Origin of the sequence: Corynebacterium sp. (genome assembly GCF_030532325.1) — a bacterium.
In the GTDB taxonomy this organism is placed as follows: Bacteria; Actinomycetota; Actinomycetes; order Mycobacteriales; family Mycobacteriaceae; genus Corynebacterium.
Genome location: NZ_JAUNLS010000004.1, coordinates 85,889 through 105,892 on the forward strand (window position 1 = coordinate 85,889; position 20,004 = coordinate 105,892).

The 20,004-nt window shown below is 65.0% G+C and carries 20 protein-coding genes and 4 tRNA genes; 21 read left to right on the top strand and 3 right to left on the bottom strand.

What is annotated here, in order from left to right:
* The first annotated feature begins 5 nt into the window (after positions 1-5).
* From Q4E25_RS03680 to Q4E25_RS03710, 7 genes are all read left to right on the top strand, one after another.
* Positions 6-81 (top strand) — tRNA-Gly (locus Q4E25_RS03680).
* A gap of 30 nt (positions 82-111) precedes the next feature.
* Positions 112-182 (top strand) — tRNA-Cys (locus Q4E25_RS03685).
* Between the two features lie 30 nt (positions 183-212).
* Positions 213-284, top strand: a tRNA-Val gene (locus Q4E25_RS03690).
* Positions 285-304: 20 nt separating this feature from the next.
* Positions 305-377 (top strand) — tRNA-Gly (locus Q4E25_RS03695).
* Between the two features lie 280 nt (positions 378-657).
* Positions 658-2,277 carry an HNH endonuclease signature motif containing protein gene (locus Q4E25_RS03700; RefSeq protein ID WP_303154173.1) on the top strand — a complete coding sequence of 540 codons (1,620 nt, stop codon included), beginning with the start codon at positions 658-660 and terminating at the stop codon, positions 2,275-2,277.
* Positions 2,278-2,590: 313 nt separating this feature from the next.
* A complete protein-coding gene (locus Q4E25_RS03705; protein WP_303154176.1) occupies positions 2,591-3,145 on the top strand; it encodes a copper resistance CopC family protein in 555 nt (184 codons plus the stop codon).
* A 58-nt stretch (positions 3,146-3,203) separates the two neighbouring features.
* A complete protein-coding gene (locus tag Q4E25_RS03710; protein ID WP_303154179.1) occupies positions 3,204-3,824 on the top strand; it encodes a copper chaperone PCu(A)C in 621 nt (206 codons plus the stop codon).
* Positions 3,825-4,046: 222 nt separating this feature from the next.
* Here Q4E25_RS03710 and Q4E25_RS11420 read toward each other — a convergent pair whose 3' ends face one another.
* The gene (locus tag Q4E25_RS11420) at positions 4,047-4,178 is read right to left on the bottom strand and encodes a hypothetical protein (RefSeq protein ID WP_368502599.1); all 132 of its coding nucleotides are present in this window, start codon (positions 4,176-4,178) and stop codon (positions 4,047-4,049) included.
* Between Q4E25_RS11420 and Q4E25_RS03715 the strand changes: the two genes are divergently transcribed.
* The 7 genes from Q4E25_RS03715 to Q4E25_RS03745 all read left to right on the top strand — a co-directional run bounded on the left by Q4E25_RS03715 (position 4,179) and on the right by Q4E25_RS03745 (position 11,175).
* Positions 4,179-5,207: a Dyp-type peroxidase gene (locus Q4E25_RS03715; RefSeq protein ID WP_368502600.1), complete on the top strand. Its 1,029-nt coding sequence runs from the start codon at positions 4,179-4,181 to the stop codon at positions 5,205-5,207.
* Between the two features lie 85 nt (positions 5,208-5,292).
* Positions 5,293-7,362 (top strand): threonine--tRNA ligase, encoded by a 2,070-nt coding sequence (gene thrS / locus Q4E25_RS03720; RefSeq protein ID WP_303154183.1) that lies wholly within the window; start codon positions 5,293-5,295, stop codon positions 7,360-7,362.
* Between the two features lie 73 nt (positions 7,363-7,435).
* Positions 7,436-8,014 (top strand): HIT domain-containing protein, encoded by a 579-nt coding sequence (locus tag Q4E25_RS03725; protein WP_303154185.1) that lies wholly within the window; start codon positions 7,436-7,438, stop codon positions 8,012-8,014.
* The gene (gene pgsA, locus Q4E25_RS03730) at positions 8,007-8,636 is read left to right on the top strand and encodes a phosphatidylinositol phosphate synthase (RefSeq protein WP_303154187.1); all 630 of its coding nucleotides are present in this window, start codon (positions 8,007-8,009) and stop codon (positions 8,634-8,636) included. The genes Q4E25_RS03725 and pgsA overlap by 8 nt, the downstream gene beginning before the upstream one ends.
* Before the next feature lie 41 nt (positions 8,637-8,677).
* Positions 8,678-9,592, top strand: a complete 915-nt coding sequence (locus Q4E25_RS03735) for a phosphatidylinositol mannoside acyltransferase (RefSeq protein ID WP_303154190.1) — start codon at positions 8,678-8,680, stop codon at positions 9,590-9,592.
* A gap of 2 nt (positions 9,593-9,594) precedes the next feature.
* Positions 9,595-10,701, top strand: coding sequence for a glycosyltransferase family 4 protein (locus Q4E25_RS03740; protein WP_303154193.1), 1,107 nt, complete (start codon positions 9,595-9,597; stop codon positions 10,699-10,701).
* Positions 10,702-11,175: a hypothetical protein gene (locus Q4E25_RS03745; protein WP_303154195.1), complete on the top strand. Its 474-nt coding sequence runs from the start codon at positions 10,702-10,704 to the stop codon at positions 11,173-11,175.
* Here the strand turns inward: Q4E25_RS03745 and Q4E25_RS03750 are convergent.
* Both Q4E25_RS03750 and Q4E25_RS03755 read right to left on the bottom strand, forming a co-directional pair.
* On the bottom strand, positions 11,156-12,436 hold the full coding sequence (locus Q4E25_RS03750; protein WP_303154198.1) for a DUF2029 domain-containing protein: 1,281 nt from the start codon (positions 12,434-12,436) through the stop codon (positions 11,156-11,158). The two genes, Q4E25_RS03745 and Q4E25_RS03750, sit on opposite strands and share 20 nt — an antisense overlap.
* Positions 12,426-12,908: a DUF3817 domain-containing protein gene (locus Q4E25_RS03755; protein ID WP_303154200.1), complete on the bottom strand. Its 483-nt coding sequence runs from the start codon at positions 12,906-12,908 to the stop codon at positions 12,426-12,428. Before Q4E25_RS03755 ends, Q4E25_RS03750 begins: the two co-directional genes overlap by 11 nt.
* Positions 12,909-13,010: 102 nt before the next feature.
* Here Q4E25_RS03755 and Q4E25_RS03760 point away from each other — a divergent pair, with 102 nt between their 5' ends.
* The 7 genes from Q4E25_RS03760 (at position 13,011) to secD (ending at position 20,004) form a co-directional block, all read left to right on the top strand.
* Positions 13,011-13,889, top strand: coding sequence for an acyl-CoA thioesterase II (locus Q4E25_RS03760; RefSeq protein ID WP_303154202.1), 879 nt, complete (start codon positions 13,011-13,013; stop codon positions 13,887-13,889).
* Between the two features lie 127 nt (positions 13,890-14,016).
* Positions 14,017-14,772 (top strand): YebC/PmpR family DNA-binding transcriptional regulator, encoded by a 756-nt coding sequence (locus Q4E25_RS03765; protein ID WP_303154205.1) that lies wholly within the window; start codon positions 14,017-14,019, stop codon positions 14,770-14,772.
* 180 nt (positions 14,773-14,952) lie between these two features.
* The gene (gene ruvC, locus Q4E25_RS03770) at positions 14,953-15,594 is read left to right on the top strand and encodes a crossover junction endodeoxyribonuclease RuvC (protein WP_303154207.1); all 642 of its coding nucleotides are present in this window, start codon (positions 14,953-14,955) and stop codon (positions 15,592-15,594) included.
* Positions 15,595-15,664: 70 nt separating this feature from the next.
* Positions 15,665-16,273, top strand: coding sequence for a Holliday junction branch migration protein RuvA (ruvA, locus tag Q4E25_RS03775; RefSeq protein ID WP_303154210.1), 609 nt, complete (start codon positions 15,665-15,667; stop codon positions 16,271-16,273).
* 23 nt (positions 16,274-16,296) lie between these two features.
* The gene (ruvB, locus tag Q4E25_RS03780; RefSeq protein ID WP_303154213.1) at positions 16,297-17,391 is read left to right on the top strand and encodes a Holliday junction branch migration DNA helicase RuvB; all 1,095 of its coding nucleotides are present in this window, start codon (positions 16,297-16,299) and stop codon (positions 17,389-17,391) included.
* 83 nt (positions 17,392-17,474) lie between these two features.
* Positions 17,475-17,897, top strand: coding sequence for a preprotein translocase subunit YajC (yajC, locus tag Q4E25_RS03785; protein WP_303154215.1), 423 nt, complete (start codon positions 17,475-17,477; stop codon positions 17,895-17,897).
* A gap of 244 nt (positions 17,898-18,141) precedes the next feature.
* The gene (gene secD, locus Q4E25_RS03790) at positions 18,142-20,004 is read left to right on the top strand and encodes a protein translocase subunit SecD (protein ID WP_303154218.1); all 1,863 of its coding nucleotides are present in this window, start codon (positions 18,142-18,144) and stop codon (positions 20,002-20,004) included.

A 20,004-nucleotide genomic window follows, 5' to 3' on the forward strand; every position in this document is an offset into this window, starting at 1 on the left:
CGAATGCGGATGTAGCGCAGTTGGTAGCGCATCACCTTGCCAAGGTGAGGGTCGCGAGTTCGAGTCTCGTCATCCGCTCCAGCACAGTAGTGTGTGAGGCGGTATCGCCACGGTGGAATGGCCGAGTGGTGAGGCAACGGTCTGCAAAACCGTGCACACGGGTTCGATTCCCGTTTCCACCTCAACGTGTGACGTGCAAATTGTGCGTCTAAGCGCGATTAGCTCAGCGGGAGAGCGCTTCCCTGACACGGAAGAGGTCACTGGTTCAATCCCAGTATCGCGCACAGGGACTTTTGTCCCGAATGCGGATGTAGCGCAGTTGGTAGCGCATCACCTTGCCAAGGTGAGGGTCGCGAGTTCGAGTCTCGTCATCCGCTCGCTTAGAAAGCGCCTGCCCCCTTGGGGTGGGCGTTTTGTGCGTTGGGGGGTGATGGCTCTCTCGTGTTGGCTGCAGTCATGGAGACCTTCAGGGGCTAAATCGAACTTTCCTGTTTTCTGTCCGTGTTTTTGGGTCTCGGGTGGGGATGTCCGGGCGGGGTGATGTAATGAAAGTTTTACCTTCCTGACAGGTAGAAAAAATATTCGAAATGGGGGTTGACGTGCCCAGCGTGCGCTGTACAATAGAACAGGTAAGCGAACACGCGAAGGGGGGTAAACATGACTGACAAGCACGATGAGATCAACAAGCTGCTGGCGACGGCCTCGAAGGCTCTATCGGGGCTTCATCGGCTCATGCAAGACCCCTCCGATGTCTATTTTGGCCGTGTGCGCCAAGGCTTTGAGGATTTTGAGGCCATGCAGTCCTTTAAGGGGATTGTGGACGCCGCCTTTGCGTTCATCGCCGAGAGGGATGATGCCGGACGGCACGTCAACTCTTCTAGGGCGGTTGACTATTTGGAAAGGCGTCTCGGCATTCCCTATCAGGAGGCGCAGGCCAGGCTAGATGCGGGACGCAAGCTTTTTGGCGCGGTCGATGACGTTATTGGCGGTACCGCGCCTCAGTCTGAGCCTCAGTCTGAATCGGAGCCTGATGTGAGTGGCAACGGCGCGGAGGAAGACGTCCTGAGTGAGGAGGAGCGTGCTCATGCCGAGCGTGAAAAGGCTGAGCGTGAAAGGCGCGAGCGGGAAGAAGAGGAGCGTCGTGAGCGTGAGCGGGAGGCGGAGCGAAAGCGTCGCGAGGAGCTCTTGCGCAAGCCGCTGCGGCCGTACCTTCTCAAGCTGATTGAGGATGAACTGCGTAACCTCAATGAGGGCGCCACTCCTGGCCCTGCCGAGCTGCGTGAGCAGGCGACGTACAAGGCGCACGTGCTCAGCGCGCTTGAGCTGAAACAGTGGCTGCGTGATGCGGTGCGTCAGGCGAATAAGTCCACGCGCGGCATGATGGGCAATGCTTTCAGGAAGCGCTTCCTCAAGGTGTCCAAGCCGGACCAAGATGGCGGCGTGTGGGTGAGCGCCTACCTAGAGCCTCCGGCTGCGGCCATGTTTAAGGCTGCCTTTGCACCTGGCAAGCTCGCTGCTCTGGATGAGAAAACTGCGGAGGATGAGACCCGGACATTTGGCCAGCGAATGGCAGACCACATGTCGGTGGTGCTCAGTGATTTCCTGCAGAAGCAGCAGGACAAGACTACGGGCGCGGGACGTGGAGTCGGCTCCATCCTGGTAGCTGCCACCCTTGAGGAACTAGAAAACGTGAATGCGCATTCGCGCTTTGCCACGAATATGGGGGTTGAGCTGTCTCCGCTGGATGTTCTCCGGCTCGGCCTGGCGGACAATGACCTGTTCTGCCTCGTGGACCGCGACGGTCATCCTTTGGACATGGCTTATACCAGGCGCAAGGCCACCGTGTGGCAGAAGTTTGCGTTGGCGGCGAGCGAGCTGGTGTGTTCGCATGAAGGCTGTGACAAACCGTGGATTGAGTGCGAGGTTCACCATATTCACGCATGGGCGCAGGGAGGTCCGACGAATCTGGCCAACCTGACGTTGCTGTGCCGCGGACACCACAGTGATAACAATGACCTCAAAGATGGCTACCGCAATATGGGGCATGCTGAGCGAGACCCAGAAACGGGCCGGGTGGGGTTTGTTGCACCAGGGCAGCAGATGCGTTTCAACGATTCGCCGGCGGCACGCAAGGCGCCGGGGCGGAAAGCTGCCGAGAAGGCAGCGGAGAGAGAAGCCCAAAGGGCGGCCGAGCGAAGGGAAAGTGACTCCCCGGGTGGCCCGCCGCCAACAGAATCACGGAGACCAGAACCGCCACCACCGTCGGCGGTGGCGTGAGGGGGATCGTTATGAGCGGGAGCAGTGTGAGGCGGCGCGGGGAGCGCGCAGCGAGAGTGGCAGGGCATAGGCAGGGAGTGACCCCGGGGCGCACGTGCTCCCCGGGCGAAACGTGGGCAACAACACAATTTCAACTTTTGTATAGGCTGTATGGAACTTTCGTTGCATGCGGGCCGACTAGTCTGTGTCCCGCTCGGAGCGGGACGCGTTGCTATCGCGGCCGCTTTGTGGGTGGCCGCGAGATTGGTAGTAGGCGCGATGGCGGCTATAGCATGTGGACAGACCACACGCTGACGAGCAAGGAGAGAACACGATGGCGTTTCGTCGGATAGCACAGGCAGGCGGCGTGGCCGCAGCAACTTTCATGATTGCACTGGGAGCCCCGATTGCCTCGGCTCATGACTCCGTCATTGGCGGCAACGTGGTGAGCGAGACCCCACTGGAGGAGTTCCCGCGTGAAATCACCCTGGAGTTCTCCGCCGTGCCGCGCGAGGGCTTCAACACCTTTGCGGTCACCGATACCGAGACCAACGAGGTTCTCTTTGACGCAGATCCCGTCGTCGACGGTCGCGACCTCAGCATCGATGTGCCCGAAGACGTCCACCCCGGCCCTGGCCGCTACCAGGTGGGATTCCAGATCACCTCCTCGGACGGGCACGCTACCCGCGGCTCGGTCCCGTTTAGCGTTGCCGGCGGCGCCGAGAGCAGCTCAACAGATGCCTCCGCCACGGATACCGCTGAAGCCCAGGAGGCAGATCCGCTGCCTGGCGCCGCGAAGTGGATTATCGGCGCGGGCGCAATTCTCGTTGTCGGAGCAGTCTTGGTCGCCTTCTGGGCCAAGGCGCACCGGCCGGGAAGCGAGAACTAAGTCCTAGTCCAATCCCACCAACGATTATTTAAGAAACCTTTCGAGAAAGGCATTGTCCATGTTTAAGTCCCGTACCGCCGTCCTGGCAGCGTGCGCTATCGCGAGCCTGTCCCTGGCCGCATGCTCTAACAGCGAGCAGGATTCCACCGCTTCTTCCGAGTCCGCTGCCTCAACGAGCGCCGCGGCGTCCAGCGAAGCCAAGGCTGACAGCTCCGATGACGCAACCATCGAGTTCGAGGATGCCTACATCCGCGCGATGGATAAGGATGCGGAGATGACCGCCATCTTCGGCACCCTGAAGAACGAGAGCGATGAGGATATCACCGTCACCGGTTTCACCTCTTCGGTCAAGGCGAAGCAGTACCAGACTCACGAGGTCGTCGACGGCGTCATGCAGGAAAAGAAGGACGGCTTCACTATCCCTGCCGGCGGAGAGCTGGAGCTGGCACCGGGCGGCTTCCACTTCATGCTCATGGGCGTGGACGAGCCGATCATGGCCGGCGAGACCGCCACGGTGACGCTTGAGCTTGCCGACGGCTCCACGGTCGAGCTCGGTGAGATCCCGGTGCGCTCCGTGGGCGCCGGCGACGAGAACTACGGCGACATGGAGGGCATGGACCATGACCAGATGGAGCACGGCGACATGGAGGGCATGGAGCACGGAGAAAAGGACAACTAGGAGCCGGCTCCGCACGAGCGGGCTTGAGCACTGAGCTCGAGGAGCGAGCTCGTGAGGTTTTCTTGAGGTTACTGAGGCAACTGAGGTTATAAGGAAGGGAACATGAGCGGGTTCACGGAGCCTGTCAGTCGTCGGGGGCTATTCGCGGGTGGCGCGGTCGCCGCCGGCGCAGTTGCGTTGGCCAGTTGCGCCTCCGCAGACACCACCAAGTCTGCTGCCACATCACCAGGCAACAGCCCAGGTGAGGCCGGCGGTGGCAATGCTGGAAGCGGCGAGGCTGGCGGTATCGGGCAGGACATCGTCGCCTTCGACGGGCCCCACCAGGCCGGAGTTCAGACCCCGGCCCAGGCTCATGTGAACCTTGTGGGCTTCAACCTCAAGCCCGGTGTGGCCGCTCGCGGCGCCCGCGCCCTCATGCGCCTGTGGACCGAGGACGCCCGCCGCTTGTGCACCGGGGAAAACCCGCTGGGCAGCCTGGAGCCGGAGATGGCGCACCTGCCAGCGAACCTCACCGTGACCTGCGGCTGGGGGGAATCTTTCTTTGGGAAGGTGGGCGCTGCCAAGCCGGAGTGGCTCGGGGATGTCCGCGCGTACAAGCGCGACGAGCTGCAGCCCGAGTGGGGGCAAACCGATTTGGTCCTGCAGATTTGCAGCGATGACCCGCTCACCGCGGCCTTCGTCATGCGGCACATGGTGCGCGCGGCCATCGACTACGCCGAGGTGGCGTGGCTGCAGGATGGCTTTGGCAATGCCAACGGCACCATCGAGAAGGGCTCGACCCCGCGCAACCTCTTCGGGCAGAAGGACGGCACTGTTAACCCGCACACGGACGAGGAATTCGCCGATCAGGTGTGGATCGATTCGGGGGCGTTCGCCGGCGGCACCGCCATGGTGGTGCGCCGCATCCACATGAACCTGGATGCCTGGGAGATGCTCGACCGCAAGGCGCGCGAGGTTGCCACCGGGCGCAAGCTTGACAGCGGCGCACCGATGCACGGCACCGACGAGTTCGATGCGGTGGACCTCGACGCGCGCGACGAGTTCGGGCTGCGCGCCATCGATCCGGCCTCGCACGTCGCGCGCTCGCACCCGCCGAAGGACCACCCGGAGCAGAAGCTGCTGCGCCGCCCCTTCTCCTATAACCTGCCGCCCACCGGCAAGGAGCCGGGCGGCCCGGACCAGCTCAGCAACGCCGGGCTCATCTTCATTTGCTTCCAGAAGGATCCCACCCAGCAATTCGAGCCGATCCAGGCGCGCCTGGACGAGCAGGACAGGCTCAACGAATGGATCACGCACATCGGCTCGGCGATGTACTTTGTCCCCGCTGGCACCGAGGGCGGCGGGTACTGGGGCGAATCGCTCATCGGTGGCAACACAGAGTAAACTATGCCGCTGTAACTTTCTCGATGAGCACTGGTCGGCCAGGTATGTCGATCGGTGCGTGAGCGCATAAGGAGCGCAACTAATCATGGCGGAAATGATTCCAGCGGTACCGGTGAACTACGACCCCATCACGGTGCCCGCCGGTACTGCGGTGGGTGCGGCGATGCGCGAGTACGAGCTGCCCAACAAGGGCCCCGAAGCAGTCGTCGTGGTCCGTGACTCCGAGGGCAACCTCTTCGACCTCTCCCACGTCCCGGCAGCCGACACCGAGTTCACCCCGGTGGCCGCCAGCGAGGAAGACGGCCGCGCCGTGATCCGCCACTCCTGCGCTCACGTCATGGCCCAGGCCGTGCAGGCCGAGTTCCCCGGCACCAAGCTAGGCATCGGCCCCGCCATTGAGAACGGCTTCTACTTCGATTTCCAGACCGCCGAGCCCTTCACCCCGGAGGACCTCAAGGCCATTGAGAAGCGCATGAAGAAGATCATCAAGACGGGACAGCGCTTTGAGCGCCGCGTCTACGCCTCGACCGAGGAGGCCGAGGCCGCGCTTGCCGGAGAACCCTTCAAGCTCGAGCTCGTGCGCGACAAGGGCAACGTGGACCCGAACTCCGACGAGGCGGCCGAGGTGGGCGCCGGCGATCTCACGCACTACGACAACGTCAACCCGCGCACCGGGGAGGTCGAGTGGTTCGATCTCTGCCGCGGCCCGCACCTGCCCACCACCAAGTACATCCCGGCCTTTGCCCTGACTCGCTCCTCCGCGGCCTACTGGCGCGGTGACCAGTCCAAGGCCGGCCTGCAGCGCATCTACGGCACCGCCTTCGAGTCTAAGGAAGCGCTCCAGCAGTACCAGACCATGATCGAGGAGGCGGAAAAGCGTGACCACCGCCGCCTGGGCGCTGAGCTTGACTTCTTCTCCTTCCCGGAGGAGATCGGCTCCGGCTTCCCGGTCTTCCACCCCAACGGCGCTATCGTGCGCATGGAGATGGAGGAGCACTCCCGCCGTCGCCACATCGCTGACGGCTACTCCTTTGTCACCACCCCGCACCTGACCAAGGGCGATCTCTTCAAGAAGTCCGGCCACCTGGACTTCTACGCAGACGGCATGTTCCCGCCCATGCAGCTCGACGGCGAGTACGACGCAGACGGCAACTGCACCAAGCAGCCTCAGGACTACTACGCCAAGCCGATGAACTGCCCGATGCACAACCTCATCTTCGCCTCCCGCGGGCGCTCCTACCGCGAGCTGCCGCTGCGCCTCTTCGAGTTCGGCACCGTCTACCGCTACGAGAAGTCCGGCGTGGTGCACGGCCTGACCCGCGCCCGCGGCTTTACCCAGGATGACTCCCACATTTACTGCACCCCGGAGCAGCTGGAGGAGGAGCTGACCAAGGTCCTGGAGTTCATCATCTCCCTGCTCAAGGATTACGGCCTGGATGACTTCTACCTGGAGCTATCCACCAAGGACCCGAACAAGTACGTCGGCTCCGACGAGATCTGGGAGCGCTCCACCGCCATCCTGCAGTCCGTGGCGGAGAAGTCCGGCCTCGAGCTGGTGCCGGATCCGGCCGGTGCCGCCTTCTACGGCCCGAAGATTTCCGTGCAGGCGCGCGACGCCATCGGCCGTACCTGGCAGATGTCCACCGTGCAGCTGGACTTCAACCTGCCGGAGCGCTTCGAGCTGGAGTACACCGCCTCTGACGGCACCAAGCAGCGGCCGATCATGATCCACCGCGCGCTGTTTGGCTCCATCGAGCGCTTCTTCGGCGTGCTGCTCGAGCACTACGCCGGCGCCTTCCCGGCCTGGCTTGCCCCGCACCAGGTGGTGGGCATCCCCGTGGCGGAGGCGTTCTCGCCGCACCTGGAGGGCGTCACCAAGCAGCTGCGTGAGCGGGGCTTGCGTGCTGACGTCGATACCTCCGACGATCGCATGCAGAAGAAGATCCGCAACCACACCACCGCCAAGGTGCCGTTTATGCTGCTGGCTGGCGAGCGCGACGTTGAGGCGAACGCGGTCTCCTTCCGCTTCCTGGATGGCTCGCAGGTCAACGGCGTCCCGGTGGACACCGCCATCAACGTCATTGAGGCGTGGGTGCGCGAGCGCAATAACGAGGAGCCCTCGAAGGAGAACATCGCCCCGCGCGTCGAGGCTTAAGTTCCCAGGCTTAGCGCAGCAGGGAAAAGGGCAGGGAAGTACGAGGCAAGACCAGACCAAGGGAGAGGAAGCAGTGGCAGAGTACGTCGACACGGGAATCGGAACGCCGGACCGCCTGGAGCGGCTGTGGGCTCCGTACCGCATGAGCTACATCAAGCGCGAGGGCGGCGCCGGCGACGTCTCTGCCTCCACCTCCAATCCCTTCGTGGAGATCCCGAAGATGAGCGACGAGGAAGGGCTCATCGTCGCCCGCGGCGAGCTGGTCTATTGCGTGCTCAACCTCTATCCCTACAACGCCGGTCACATGATGGTGATCCCCTACCGCGAGGAATCCGAGCTGGAGAATCTGAGCGAGGCCGAGTCCCAGGAGCTCTTCCGCTTTGGCCAGGCGGCCATCCGCGTGCTCAAGAAGGTCTCCCAGCCCAACGCCGTCAATGTTGGGTTTAACCTGGGACGCGCCTCGGGCGGTTCTGTGAGTCAGCACCTCCACATGCACGTTGTGCCGCGTTGGGCGGGAGACGCTAACTTCATGACTATTGTTGACGGGGTGAAAGTTCTGCCACAGCTGCTCAAGGACACCCGTTCGCTGCTGGCCGCCGGGTGGGCCGAGCTGGCAGAAGAAGGCCTCATCCCAGGAGAAGCGCATGCTTAGTGTTCACGGCCGCAAGCCTGCAGCCGTCGTCGTGGTGCCGGTGGCCAAGACCTTTTTGAAGTTGGGTCTCACGCCGAACATGGTGACCATCATCGGCACGATCATCACCATTGCCATCGCCGTGGTGCTCATCCCGCTCAATCACCTCTTTGCCGCCGCCGTGCTCTCCGGGGTGTTTGCGGCCTTCGACATGCTCGACGGCACTATGGCGCGCCTGACCACGGGCGGCTCCAAGTTCGGCGCCACCCTCGACGCCTCCTGTGACCGCATCACCGACGGCGCTCTCTTCGCGGCGATTGCCTACTGGATGGTCTACGTGGACCACACCCACCCCGTGCACTTCGTGGCGTGCATGATCGTGTTGGTGTCCTCGCAGGTCATCTCCTACGTCAAGGCGCGCGGCGAGGCCAGCGGCTTCACCATGGTCGGTGGCCTCATCGAGCGCCCAGAGCGCCTCATCTTGGGGCTGGCGGGCATCGGCCTGGAGGGCCTGGGGGTTCCCTACGCGGTGGAGGTCAGCCTGTGGCTGCTTGCGGCGGGCTCGCTGTTTACCATTTACCAGCGGATGCGCCAGGCAGCGCGCCAGGACACCAAGGCGCGGTTCAGCAAGGAATTGCAGTAGACTTTCGCGAGACTTCCGCGTCAAGAGCAAAGGACCTCCCCGTGCCCCGCATCGACCGTGAACACTTGGCCGCCGCTGGCTACCTGGCCGGCTGGCGGCTCGTCCGCTTTCTGCCGCTGGGGCTGGCCGGGTGGCTCTTCGAGCGTGGCGCGGATTTGGCCAGCAAGAACGGCCTCGGCCCGGAGCAGCTTCGCAAGAACCTGGCGCGCGTGGTGGGGCCGGCCAACGTCACGCGCGCGCTGGTGCGCGAGTCCATGCGCTCCTACATGCGCTATTGGCTCGAGGCCTTCCGCCTGCCCGCCATCCAGGATGATCCGCGACTCTACGAGCGGCTCAAGGCCGGGGTCGAGGGCCTGGAGCACCTCGACGCCTCTGTGGCCTCGGGCCGTGGGGTGATCCTGGCGCTGCCGCACACCGGCAACTGGGATATGGCGGGCTGCTTCCTGGTCAAGCACTGCGGCCCGTTCACCACCGTGGCAGAGAGGCTCAAGCCCGAGGTGCTTTTCGACGCCTTCGTGGACTACCGCGAGTCCCTCGGCTTCGAGGTCATCCCGCTCACCGGCGGGCAGCACTCGCCCTTTGGCAGGCTCAAGGAGGTGGTCTCCGGCGGGGGCATCGTCTGTTTGCTGGGGGAGCGCGACCTCACCCGCTCGGGCATCATCGTGGACTTCATGGGGGAGGAGGCCAACGTCGCCGCGGGCCCGGCGCAGCTGGCCATCGAGACAGGGGCCGCCCTGCACGTGGTGCACTCCTGGTTTGAGGGCCAAGGCTGGGGCCACAGCGTGAGCCCCGAGGTGGAGGTGACCACCCTGCAGGAGACTTCGCAGCGCCTGGCCGATGGCTTCGCCGCCAACATCAAGGCCCACCCGGCGGATTGGCACATGCTGCAGCCGCAGTGGAACGTGGACATCGCGGAGCGCGCAGCCCGTCGCCGCGCCGAGCGGGGGGAGGCCTAGCCATGCGCATTGGCATCGTGTGCCCCTATTCTTTTGACGAGCCCGGCGGGGTGCAAGCTCACATCCTGGACTTGGCCACCGCGTTCATCGAGCAGGGCCACCACGTGGAGGTGCTCGGGCCGGCCTCGGAATCTACGGAGCTGCCCAGCTTCGTGTGCAAGGGGGGCAGGGCCATCCCGATTACCTATAACGGCTCGGTGGCGCGCCTGGCCATCGGCCCGCAGGTGGCACGCATGGTCACGCGTTTCATCCGTCGGGGCAACTTCGACGTGCTGCACATCCACGAGCCGAACTCGCCCAGCTACTCCATGGTGGCGCTGAAGAAGGCCACCGGGCCCATCGTGGCCACCTATCACGCCTCGGCCTCCAGCTCACTGGTGCTCACACTGGCCAAGCCGGTGCTGCGGCCGATGCTGGAGAAGGTGCGCGGCGGCATCGCCGTCTCCGAGATGGCGCGGCGCTGGCAGGTGGAGCAGCTGGGCGGAGACCCTGTCCTTATCCCCAACGGCGTGGATACCTCCGTCTACGCGCAGGCTCGCCGCCGCTGGGAGAACGAGGGGCACGACGAGCAGACGACTCCGGAGATCGTGTTCCTGGGCCGCCTCGACGAGCCCCGCAAGGGGCTGGATATCTTGCTCGAGGCCTTGACTTACCTGCGTAGCCCCGTGCGCGTGACCGTCATGGGCGGCGGGCGGCCCCGGGAGGTCGAGGGCGTGGAGTTCGTGGGCCGCGTCAGCGACGCCGAGAAGGCCGCCATCTTGGGCCGGGCCGATATTTACGTCGCGCCGAACACCGGCGGGGAGAGCTTCGGCATCGTGCTGGTGGAGGCCATGGCCGCTGGCTGCAGCGTGGTGGCCTCTGATCTGGAGGCCTTCGCCGCGGTGTGCGACGTGGATTCGCCCACCCCGGCCGGCGTCCTCTTCCGCAACCGCGATGCCCGGGACCTGGCGCGGGTGCTGCAGGATCTGCTCGATCATCCGGAGAAGCGTGCCGCCCTAGTGGAGGCCGGGGAGGAACGCGCGCGCAGCTACGATTGGGACCACGTCGCCGCCGCGGTCATGCGGGTCTATGAGACGGTGCAGGACGGCACGAAGGTGGGTGTGAAGTAGATGGCCATCGAATGGGTAGTGCTCATCATCGTCGTCCTGGTGGCTTTGGCCTGGGCCTATTTCACCGCGCAGCGGCTTAGTACTTTGCACATCCGCACCGACGCCGCACTGGCGCAGCTGGAGGCCACGCTCAACCGGCGCGCTGCCGTGGTGGGCGCACTGGCACCGCAGCTGCAGGAGGTGGCCGCTGCTGCCGAGGCCACCGACCTGGTGCAGGGCAACTTTGAGCAGCGCGCGGAGCGCGAGCGCGAGCTCAGCGCGGCTATTAACGAGGCTTTCCCCGCTGGTGACTTTCCGGAGCGCCCCGCCATGCTTGCCGACGCCGAAGGGCGCATCCACCTTGCCCACCGCTTCTACAACGAGGCGGTGAGCGATACCCGCGCGCTGCGCCTGCGGCCATTGGTGCGGGCCTTCCGCCTGGGCGGCACGGCGAAGCTGCCGGAGTTCTTCGAGCTTAGCCAGCTCGATTCTTAACCGGCGCCGGGGCCGAGTGCCCGTGCGGGCGAGCCTCGCGGATGAACCACGCCAGGCTGACCACCGCGAGCAGCAGCACCAGCGCGTTGCGGGCGAGCAGGGCCACGGCGGGCAGCATGGTGCCTGCCTCGGTGTGCACGAGGTCGTGATAGCCGGTGGGGTAGACGTAGGAGCCCAACGCGGCCGCGGCGACGGTTCCCACCGCGATGAGCATCTCGTGCCAGCTCGCTGCGCCTGAGCCGGTGGCCAACAACACCGCAATGAGCGGGCCTGCCCACACCAGGTACTGCGGGGAGAAGACCTTATTGGACACAATGAGCAGGAGGATCACGGCCAGGAAGAACACCGCCGTGCTGCGTGGAGCCCAGCCGCCGCGCAGGAAACGGTAGAGTGCCACGCCCACCGCAAAGCAGAGGGTGAGCACCATCGCCACGGTGCTCAGCTGCAGCATGGCCTCCACGCCGGGGCCGCTGATTTCAAAGCTCTTCGACGGCGCATAGGTGATCTGCCAGGTCTGCGGGAAGCGGTGGGCCTGGAAGACCAGCCAGCTGGCGGCCACGGATTCGATTTGCAGCCCGCGCACCCCCTGGTAGCTCAGCGGGGAAAGCAGCCTGTCCACCCCCGCCAGAGCGGCCACGCCCGCGCAGACGGCGAGCAGGGTGCCGGCGAAGCTGGCCAGGCGCGCCCACGTGCCGCGCTGGGAGAAGTGGCCCACCAGCCCGGCGGCCAGCACGCCCGGCCAGAGCTTCATCGTGGTGGCTAGTGCCAGCAGCCCCGCGGTCACGCGCGGCTGGCAGGTGAGTACGGCGGCTGCGGCTGCGACGCACAGTGCGGGGAAGAGGTCGAGGCGCCACCACAGCACGTGGCCGGTGGCGGTGCCGAAGGCCACCCAGAACCAGGCGGCCGCACTCCTGCGCGCCACAGCGCCGGGGGTGACGCGCAGGTGAAGGAGGAGGGCGAGGAAGGTGGCGTCGACAAGCAGCATCATGGCGCTGAAGGCAACGATGAAGTGGGGGATATCGTTGCCGGTCAGCCACCCCACCAACAGCGTGGGCCACGTGCCCGGCTGAGGATACTCGGTCATCGCCTGCGGGTCATCGCCGTAGATCCCGTGCAGGTAATAGGCCAGATCGCCGGCCGGGGTGGTATCGCTGATAAGTCGAGAGATGAGGAAAGCGCGGGCGGCCAGCCATGCCGCCCAGACGAGCCCGGGTGCCTCGAGGAGAGCGCGGCGCCGGGCCCGGAGGGATTTAGCGGGCATCGTTGATGGCAGACTCAACATCGACGGGCGGGCCCAGGATGAGCAGGACGGCGAAGACGATGGCGATGATGACCAAGGCCACGCAGAGGCTGCGCACGGGGTGACGAATCACCTGTGCCAGGAGCTTATCGGGGAGGCTGGCCGGCTGGGCGTCGTCCTGAAAGTGCCAGGGCTCAGACAGCAGGCCGTGCTTGTCTGCCCACAGTGCGAAGGGGAGTGCGGCGAAGGGAATGGCGGAGACAATCAGGCCCAGGATGCCCACGCCGGGGGACCAGCGATTGTTGATCCACACCAGGGCGGTCATGACCAGAAAGCACAGGAAGCCGAATCCGTGGATGCCGCCGGCGATGGGGGTGACGGCGGCGGTGGTGCCGGAATACTTGAGGATCATCGACAAAAGCAGGAAGGCCCACGTGAAGGTTTCGATGTAGGCGGCCACGCGGTGCATCGTGTGCGGGGTCAACGTTGTCATAGCGCTTATAGTACGCATGGTCCACTTTCTGACCGAACGCAGAGTAGGGTTGGTCAGGTTAACTCCCTGAAACCATCGATTCTGCAGTGAGGAGAGCTACCCATGGCCACCATCGAAGAAATTACCGCCCTCGACGTGCTGGATGAGGATTGCTTCCTCGCGCCCGTTGTTCCCTCGAAGATTTCGCGCACCTTCGGTGGCCAGGTGGTGACCCAAACGCTCGACGCCATCCAGCGCACCGTCGAGGGCAAGCGCGTGCACTCCCTGCACGGCTACTTCGTGGGCCCCGGTAACGCCGCCGAGCCCGCGCGCATCGAGGTGGAGCGCCTGCGCGACGGCCGCTCTTTTTCCTCCCGCCAGGCCCGCATGTACCAGGACGGCAAGCTTATCTTCGTGCTCACCGCGAGCCTGCACAAGGACGGTGACGAAGGCCCCAGTCACCAGGACCCGATGCCTAAGGTTATGAGCCCGGACGAGGCCGCAGCGGCTGGCGGCGGCGCGCCCTACTCCACCCGCATCATTTTGCGTGAGTGGGAGGACTGGGACATCCGCCTGGTGCCGGAGCCGGGCCGCGATGAGGAAGCAGCGGAGACCACCGGCGCGGGCTTTCGCCACGTGTGGTTCCGCAATACCAGCGCGAGCCTGCAGGGCAGCGAGGATCAGCGCCTGCACCAGGCAGCCCTGACCTACATGTCTGATATGACCCTGCTGCGCGCGGCCCTGTTGCCGCATCAGGGCGAGCAGGTGCAGCTGGCCAGCCTCGATCACTCCATCTGGTTCCTGCGCCCGGTACGCGCGGATGAGTGGATGCTCTACGTGCAAAATTCCCCGGTGGCTGAGGGCGGCACGGGTGTGTCGCAGGGCAAAATTCACTCCCAAAAGGGCGAGCTGCTGGCCCTGGTCACCCAGGAGGGACTGATGCGTTACCTGCGCAAGGAGCTTGGCGACGCCACCGCGCACGGCAACTGGCAGAACCTCTAAGCGTCAGCGGCTGAAAACCCCGGGGCTTAAGCAAGAGGGGCGCGCCGGGGGCGTAAAATCTGCCCCCGTATACTGAGCAAGACACTGAGCAAGAGATTTTCGCACTCTTAAAAGGGAAAGGGAACGTATGTCTGGCCACTCCAAATGGGCAACTACGAAGCACAAGAAGGCTGCCAACGATGCCAAGCGCGGCAAGGAATTTGCCAAGCTGATCAAGAACATCGAGGTTGCGGCCCGCACCGGCGGCGGCGACCCGGCGGCGAACCCGACCCTGGATGACATGATCAAGAAGGCCAAGAAGGCCTCGGTGCCCAACGACAACATCGAGCGCGCCCGCAAGCGCGGCTCCGGCGAGGAGTCCGGCGGCGCCGACTGGGAGACCATCATGTACGAGGGCTACGGCCCCAACGGCGTGGCCATGCTCATTGAGTGCCTGACCGATAACCGCAACCGCGCCGCCACCGACGTGCGCACCGCGATGACCAAGAACGGCGGCAACCTGGGTGAGTCCGGCTCCGTGGCCTACATGTTCACCCGTACCGGCATCGTGCTGGTGCTCAAGGGCGAGCTGAGCGAGGATGACGTGCTCATGGCCGTGCTCGAGGCGGGCGCTGAGGAGGTCAATGATCTGGGCGAGAAGTTCGAGATCGTCTGCGCCCCAGCGGATGTCCCGGCTGTTAAGGAGGCGCTTGCTGAGGCCGAGATTGAGGTCGACGATAACGAGAACGACTTCCGCGCCTCCGTCGAGGTTCCGCTGAGCGCTGACGACGCCCGCAAGATCTTCCGCCTCATCGACGCGCTGGAGGATTCCGACGACGTGCAGAACGTCTACACCAACATGTCGCTGTCTGACGAGGTCCTCGCCGAGCTCGAGCAGGACTAGAGCTGGCAGGTCAATGCGGCCTTCTCCCACAGCTGGGGGCGGGCCGCGTTTTCGTGCCCGCTGAAGTTTAGAACATGTGTGTGTATGATGGCACGGGAGTAGGCGTGGCGCATGCTATCGCTGCAAAAAGCGGAGGACGCTGTGGAGCGGAGGACGCTGTGAAGAACGGAGGAAGGCCCGATGAACCTTGAAGGCTTGCGCGTCATGGGTATTGACCCCGGCCTGACGCGCTGCGGCCTGTCCGTGGTGCAGGCCGGGCGTGGCCGCTCCGTGATCCCCATCGCGGTTGGCGTGGTGCGCACCCCCAGTGACAAGGAGCTGGGTGAGCGCCTGCAGCGCCTGTCCGTCGCGGTGCGCGACTGGATGGATGAGTACCAGCCGCAGGTGGTGGCCATCGAGCGCGTCTTCGAACGCGGCGAGGTCTCCACGGTGATGCAAACGGCCCACGCCGTGGGCGTGCTCGTACTCGCCGCCGCGGAGCGCGACATACCCGTGCACATGTACACCCCCTCGGAGGTTAAGAAGGCGGTCTCCGGCAATGGGCGGGCGGATAAGAAGCAGATGACGGCCATGATCACTCGAATCTTGGGCCTGAGTGAGCCGCCCAAGCCTGCCGATGCCGCCGATGCCCTTGCGCTGGCCGTGTGCCACTGCTGGCGCGCCCCGGCCTTGGCCTGGATTAGCGGTAGCGATGGCTCCCACGGGGTGGGCGCGGGCGCGCGCACCAGCGGAGTCAAAGGCCGCTCGCTGCGCACGGACTCACTTTCGCCGGCGGCCAAGGCGGCGGCAAAGAAGGCGGCTGCAAACCGGCGGCTACAATGACCCCCACTCAGAGTTCATCCGGAGCTGACACAGACTCCACTTGTTTGATTGAGAACCAAAGGACTACACAGTGATTGCATCGTTGCGCGGAACGGTACTGAGCATTGGCCTTGACCACGTGGTCATCGAGTGTGCGGGCGTGGGCTACAAGGTGCTCGCCACGCCGGCGACCATCGGGCGCATGCAGCGCGGCGAGGAAGCCACGGTGCTCACCACCATGGTGGTCAAGGAGGACTCGATGACCCTCTACGGGTTTGCAGGCTCCGAGGACCGCGATATGTTCCACCTCCTGCAGACTGTCTCGGGGCTGGGGCCCAAGCTTGCCGTGGCCGCGCTGTCTGTGCTGGACGCCACCGAGATTGCCCAGGCCATCTCCGCGGCCGATACCAAGCGGCTGCAGAGCATCCCGGGCGTGGGCAAGCGCATGGCGGAGCGCCTAGCGCTGGAGCTCAAGGACAAGGTGGCCGCGTTTGCCGCGCCGGAGGGCCAGTCCCCGGCTACGGCCACGCCAGTGGCGGCGGGCCCCGTGGTGGAGCAGGTGGTGGAGGCCCTCGTGGGCCTCGGCTTCACCGAAAAAGTGGCCCGCCCCGTGGTGGAGGCCACCGCGGCGGAGCAGCCCGGCGCCGAGACCGCTGTGGTGCTGCGTGCGGCGCTGGCACAATTGGGAGCAAAGCGCTAGGGCACGAAGGGGGCTAGACACGCATGTCAGACATTGAGAAAACCGAGTTTTCCCTCCCTGAGGGGATGCAGCTGAATCAGCCCGGCAACCCACTGCAGCGCAACGCCGACGTCGACGCAGCCGAGCAGGCAGGCGAGCACGATATTGAGCGCTCGCTGCGCCCGAAGTCGCTGGAGGAGTTCATCGGCCAGCCCAAGGTCCGCGAGCAGCTTTCCCTGGTGCTCAACGGCGCGAAGAACCGCGGCGTGACCCCGGACCACGTCTTGCTCTCTGGCCCGCCCGGCCTGGGCAAGACCACTATGGCCATGATCATCGCGCAGGAACTGGGCAGTTCCCTGCGCATGACCTCGGGCCCGGCGCTGGAACGCGCGGGCGATCTCGCGGCGATGCTCTCCAACCTCATGGAGGGCGACGTCCTCTTCATCGACGAGATCCACCGCATCGCGCGCCCGGCCGAGGAGATGCTTTACATGGCGATGGAGGACTTCCGCATCGACGTCATCGTGGGCAAGGGCCCAGGCGCGACCTCCATTCCCCTGGAGATCCCGCCCTTTACGCTGGTGGGCGCTACCACCCGAGCCGGCATGCTCACCGGGCCGCTGCGGGATCGCTTCGGCTTTACCGCGCAGATGGAGTACTACGGCACCGAGGATCTCACCAAGGTGATTACTCGCGCGGCAACGATCCTCAACGTCTCGATCGATCAGGATGCCGCGGTGGAAATCGGCTCCCGCTCGCGCGGCACCCCGCGCATTGCTAACCGCCTGCTGCGCCGCGTACGTGACTACGCCGAGGTCAACGGTGACGGACACATCGATCTCGCGGCCGCGCAGGGAGCGCTGCAGGTCTTCGACGTGGACGAGCGCGGCTTGGATCGCCTCGACCGCGCGGTCCTCGAAGCCCTCATCAAGGGCCACGGCGGTGGTCCGGTGGGCGTCAACACGCTGGCTGTGGCCGTGGGGGAGGAGCCCTCCACGGTGGAGGAGGTCTGCGAGCCCTACCTGGTGCGCGCCGGCATGATCGCCCGCACCGGCCGCGGCCGAGTGGCCACCGCCGCCGCCTGGCAGCACCTCGGATTGGAGGCGCCGGACTCCGCGCTGGGCTCGACCCTGTTCTGACTTTCACCCTTCTCTAGACCGCGGGAAGGCGAAGGAAGGGGCGGATGCGAGAATGTCAGGTCCATCTGGCACACTGGTGAAATATGGATTTAATTTTTATTCTCATCCTCATTGTCCTGTTCATTCTCCCCATGGTGCTCACCACGCGTAAGCAGCGTCAGCGCCAGAAGGCCATGCAGGAACTGCAGGCTGGCCTCACCCCGGGCCAGAAGGTCATCACCGCCGGCGGCATGCACGGCGTGGTGGCTGCCACCCGCGGCAATGAGGTGGATCTGCGCGTAGCCGACGGCTCACTCATCACCTTTGACACCATGGCCATCGTGCGCACCCCGCAGGACGTCGAGGCTGCGCAGCCGCAGCCGGGCGCCCAGCAGGTGGGTCAGGAGGGCGTCGCCAAGCAGCCGAGCGCCGATGAGGCCGACCCGTTTGAGAGCAACAGCGATGCCTACGGCAGCGACTTTGACACCAACGCCGATGGGGGAGAGCCCGGCGAAAACCGCCACTAAACCCCCACTGCATCCTCTCTGCACTCCCGCGTGGCCCGTGCCTAGTTCACAGCGGGCTGGACATCACCTTAAATTAAGGGAAAAACTGCAGGCCCGTTAAGGAAGTGCATGCCCCATGACGTACGATGAAAAATTGTGCTCGCGTCATGGGGCATGTTTTCTTCGCTGCGCTCGTATCCCGCGGCTGATGCACCACCTCATGGCGCCTCAACCCGCCCTGGTCTAGCAACACAGGAGATTCCACTTGTCCGCATCAAAACGTGGCGCTGTGAGCAACAGTCAGCGTCAGTGGCCTAAGCGTGCCATTGCGCTCTTCGGCCTCATCGTCATCCTTCTTTACGTGCTCATCTTCTTTACTGGAAGCAAATCGGCAACCCCGAAGCTGGGCATCGACCTGCAAGGCGGCACCCGCGTCACGCTCGTGCCCCAAGGTGAGGAACCCACCCAGGAGCAGCTGCAGCAGGCTCGCACTATTCTGGAACAGCGCGTCAACGGCATGGGTGTCTCCGGCGCGGAAGTGGTCATCAACGGCTCCACGCTGGTGATTACCGTTCCGGGCGAGGACGCCTCCCAGGCGCAGGCGGTGGGCCAGACCTCCCAGTTGCTCTTCCGCCCCGTGGCAGACCAGCCCATGCCGGACATGGCCAAGCTGCCCGGCACCCTCGAGGATATGGCCAACCGCTGGGTGGAGTACGGGATCATCACGCCGGAAAACGCCAACGCCTCTCTCAAGCAGGTGCACGACGCCGTGGCCCAGGCCCAGCAGCAGGCGGGCGCGCCGGCCGATGAGAAGTCTCAGGCCCCCACCGTGACCGCCAAGCCCAAGCCGGAGCCAGCCAACTCCCTGGAGAAGACCGAGCGCCGCGAGCAGGTCACCGATATCCTGCTCAAGGACCGCCAGTCCGAGGATCCCACGGTGCTCTCGGCGGCCTCCGCTCTGTGGACCTGTGACGTGGACTCCGACCCGCTGGCCGGCGTGGACGATCCCGCCAAGAGCTTTGTCACCTGTGACTACAGCAGCAAGCAGAACTACATCCTCGGCCCCTCGCCGCTGCTGGAGGGCATTACCGATCCCAAGGGCACCCGCCTGACCGGTAACGAGATTGACACCAACGCCCCCATCAACGGCGGCCTCAACCCGCAGACCGGCCAGATGGAAATCACCTTCGCCTTCCGTAACGGCGACGGCCCCAACGGCTCCCAGACCTGGGCCAAGCTGACCCAGGAGAACCTGCAGAAGCAAGTCGCCATCACGCTCGACTCCGGCGTGATCTCCGCTCCGGTCATCCAGGGTGCTACCCCGGTCGGCTCCGCCACCTCAATCACCGGTGACTTCACCCAGGAGGAGGCCCAGAGCCTGGCTAACAACCTGCGCTACGGCGCGCTGCCGTTGTCCTTCACCGGCGCCAACGGCGAGCCGGGCGGCACCGTGGAGACCGTGCCGCCCTCGCTGGGTAAGGCCGCGATGAAGGCCGCGCTCATTGCGGGCATCGTGGGCTTCATCCTGGTGGCTGCGTACTCGCTGTACTACTTCCGCGCGCTGGCCTGGGTCTCGCTGTTCACCCTGGTGACCGCGGGCGTGCTCACCTACGGCGCTTTGGTGCTCCTGGGCCGCTGGATTGGCTACTCCTTGGATCTTTCCGGCATGGCCGGTCTGGTCATCGGCGTGGGCGCTACCGCCGACTCCTTCGTGGTCTACTACGAGCGCATCAAGGACGAGTTGCTGGAGGGCAGAACCTTCCGCTCGGCGGCCCAGAAGGCCTGGGAGCGCTCGCGCGCGACCATCGTCACCGGTAACGCCGTTACGCTCATTGGCTCGGTCATCGTCTACTTCCTGTCCATCGGTGAGGTCAAGGGCTTCGCCTTCACCATGGGTCTGACCACTGTCTTCGATCTCGTCGTCTCCTTCCTCATCATGGCCCCGCTCATGCAGCTGGTCAGCCGCCGCCCGGCCTACGCCAAGCCGTCCATGAACGGCCTGGGCGGCATCTACAACCTGGTGGAGGAGCGCCGCGAGCGCGGCTACTACGCTGCGGCCAGCAGCGCACAGGATCGCAAGGCGGAGACCCCCGTTCCGGCCACGTCTGCATCGGATGAGGAGAACTAA

Bases quoted from the DNA above. Each gene is read 5' to 3' on its own strand.
- Q4E25_RS03745 (WP_303154195.1), top strand. From the start codon at position 10,702: ATGGCCATCGAATGGGTAGTGCTCATCATCGTCGTCCTGGTGGCTTTG.
- Q4E25_RS03740 (WP_303154193.1), top strand. From the start codon at position 9,595: ATGCGCATTGGCATCGTGTGCCCCTATTCTTTTGACGAGCCCGGCGGG.
- Q4E25_RS03750 (WP_303154198.1), bottom strand. From the start codon at position 12,436: ATGCCCGCTAAATCCCTCCGGGCCCGGCGCCGCGCTCTCCTCGAGGCA.
- Q4E25_RS03710 (WP_303154179.1), top strand. From the start codon at position 3,204: ATGTTTAAGTCCCGTACCGCCGTCCTGGCAGCGTGCGCTATCGCGAGC.
- Q4E25_RS03765 (WP_303154205.1), top strand. From the start codon at position 14,017: ATGTCTGGCCACTCCAAATGGGCAACTACGAAGCACAAGAAGGCTGCC.
- yajC (WP_303154215.1), top strand. From the start codon at position 17,475: ATGGATTTAATTTTTATTCTCATCCTCATTGTCCTGTTCATTCTCCCC.
- Q4E25_RS03760 (WP_303154202.1), top strand. From the start codon at position 13,011: ATGGCCACCATCGAAGAAATTACCGCCCTCGACGTGCTGGATGAGGAT.
- thrS (WP_303154183.1), top strand. From the start codon at position 5,293: ATGGCGGAAATGATTCCAGCGGTACCGGTGAACTACGACCCCATCACG.
- ruvC (WP_303154207.1), top strand. From the start codon at position 14,953: ATGAACCTTGAAGGCTTGCGCGTCATGGGTATTGACCCCGGCCTGACG.
- Q4E25_RS11420 (WP_368502599.1), bottom strand. From the start codon at position 4,178: ATGAGCCTGGGCCGGGGTCTGAACTCCGGCCTGGTGGGGCCCGTCGAA.
- Q4E25_RS03700 (WP_303154173.1), top strand. From the start codon at position 658: ATGACTGACAAGCACGATGAGATCAACAAGCTGCTGGCGACGGCCTCG.
- Q4E25_RS03755 (WP_303154200.1), bottom strand. From the start codon at position 12,908: ATGACAACGTTGACCCCGCACACGATGCACCGCGTGGCCGCCTACATC.
- pgsA (WP_303154187.1), top strand. From the start codon at position 8,007: ATGCTTAGTGTTCACGGCCGCAAGCCTGCAGCCGTCGTCGTGGTGCCG.
- ruvB (WP_303154213.1), top strand. From the start codon at position 16,297: ATGTCAGACATTGAGAAAACCGAGTTTTCCCTCCCTGAGGGGATGCAG.
- Q4E25_RS03705 (WP_303154176.1), top strand. From the start codon at position 2,591: ATGGCGTTTCGTCGGATAGCACAGGCAGGCGGCGTGGCCGCAGCAACT.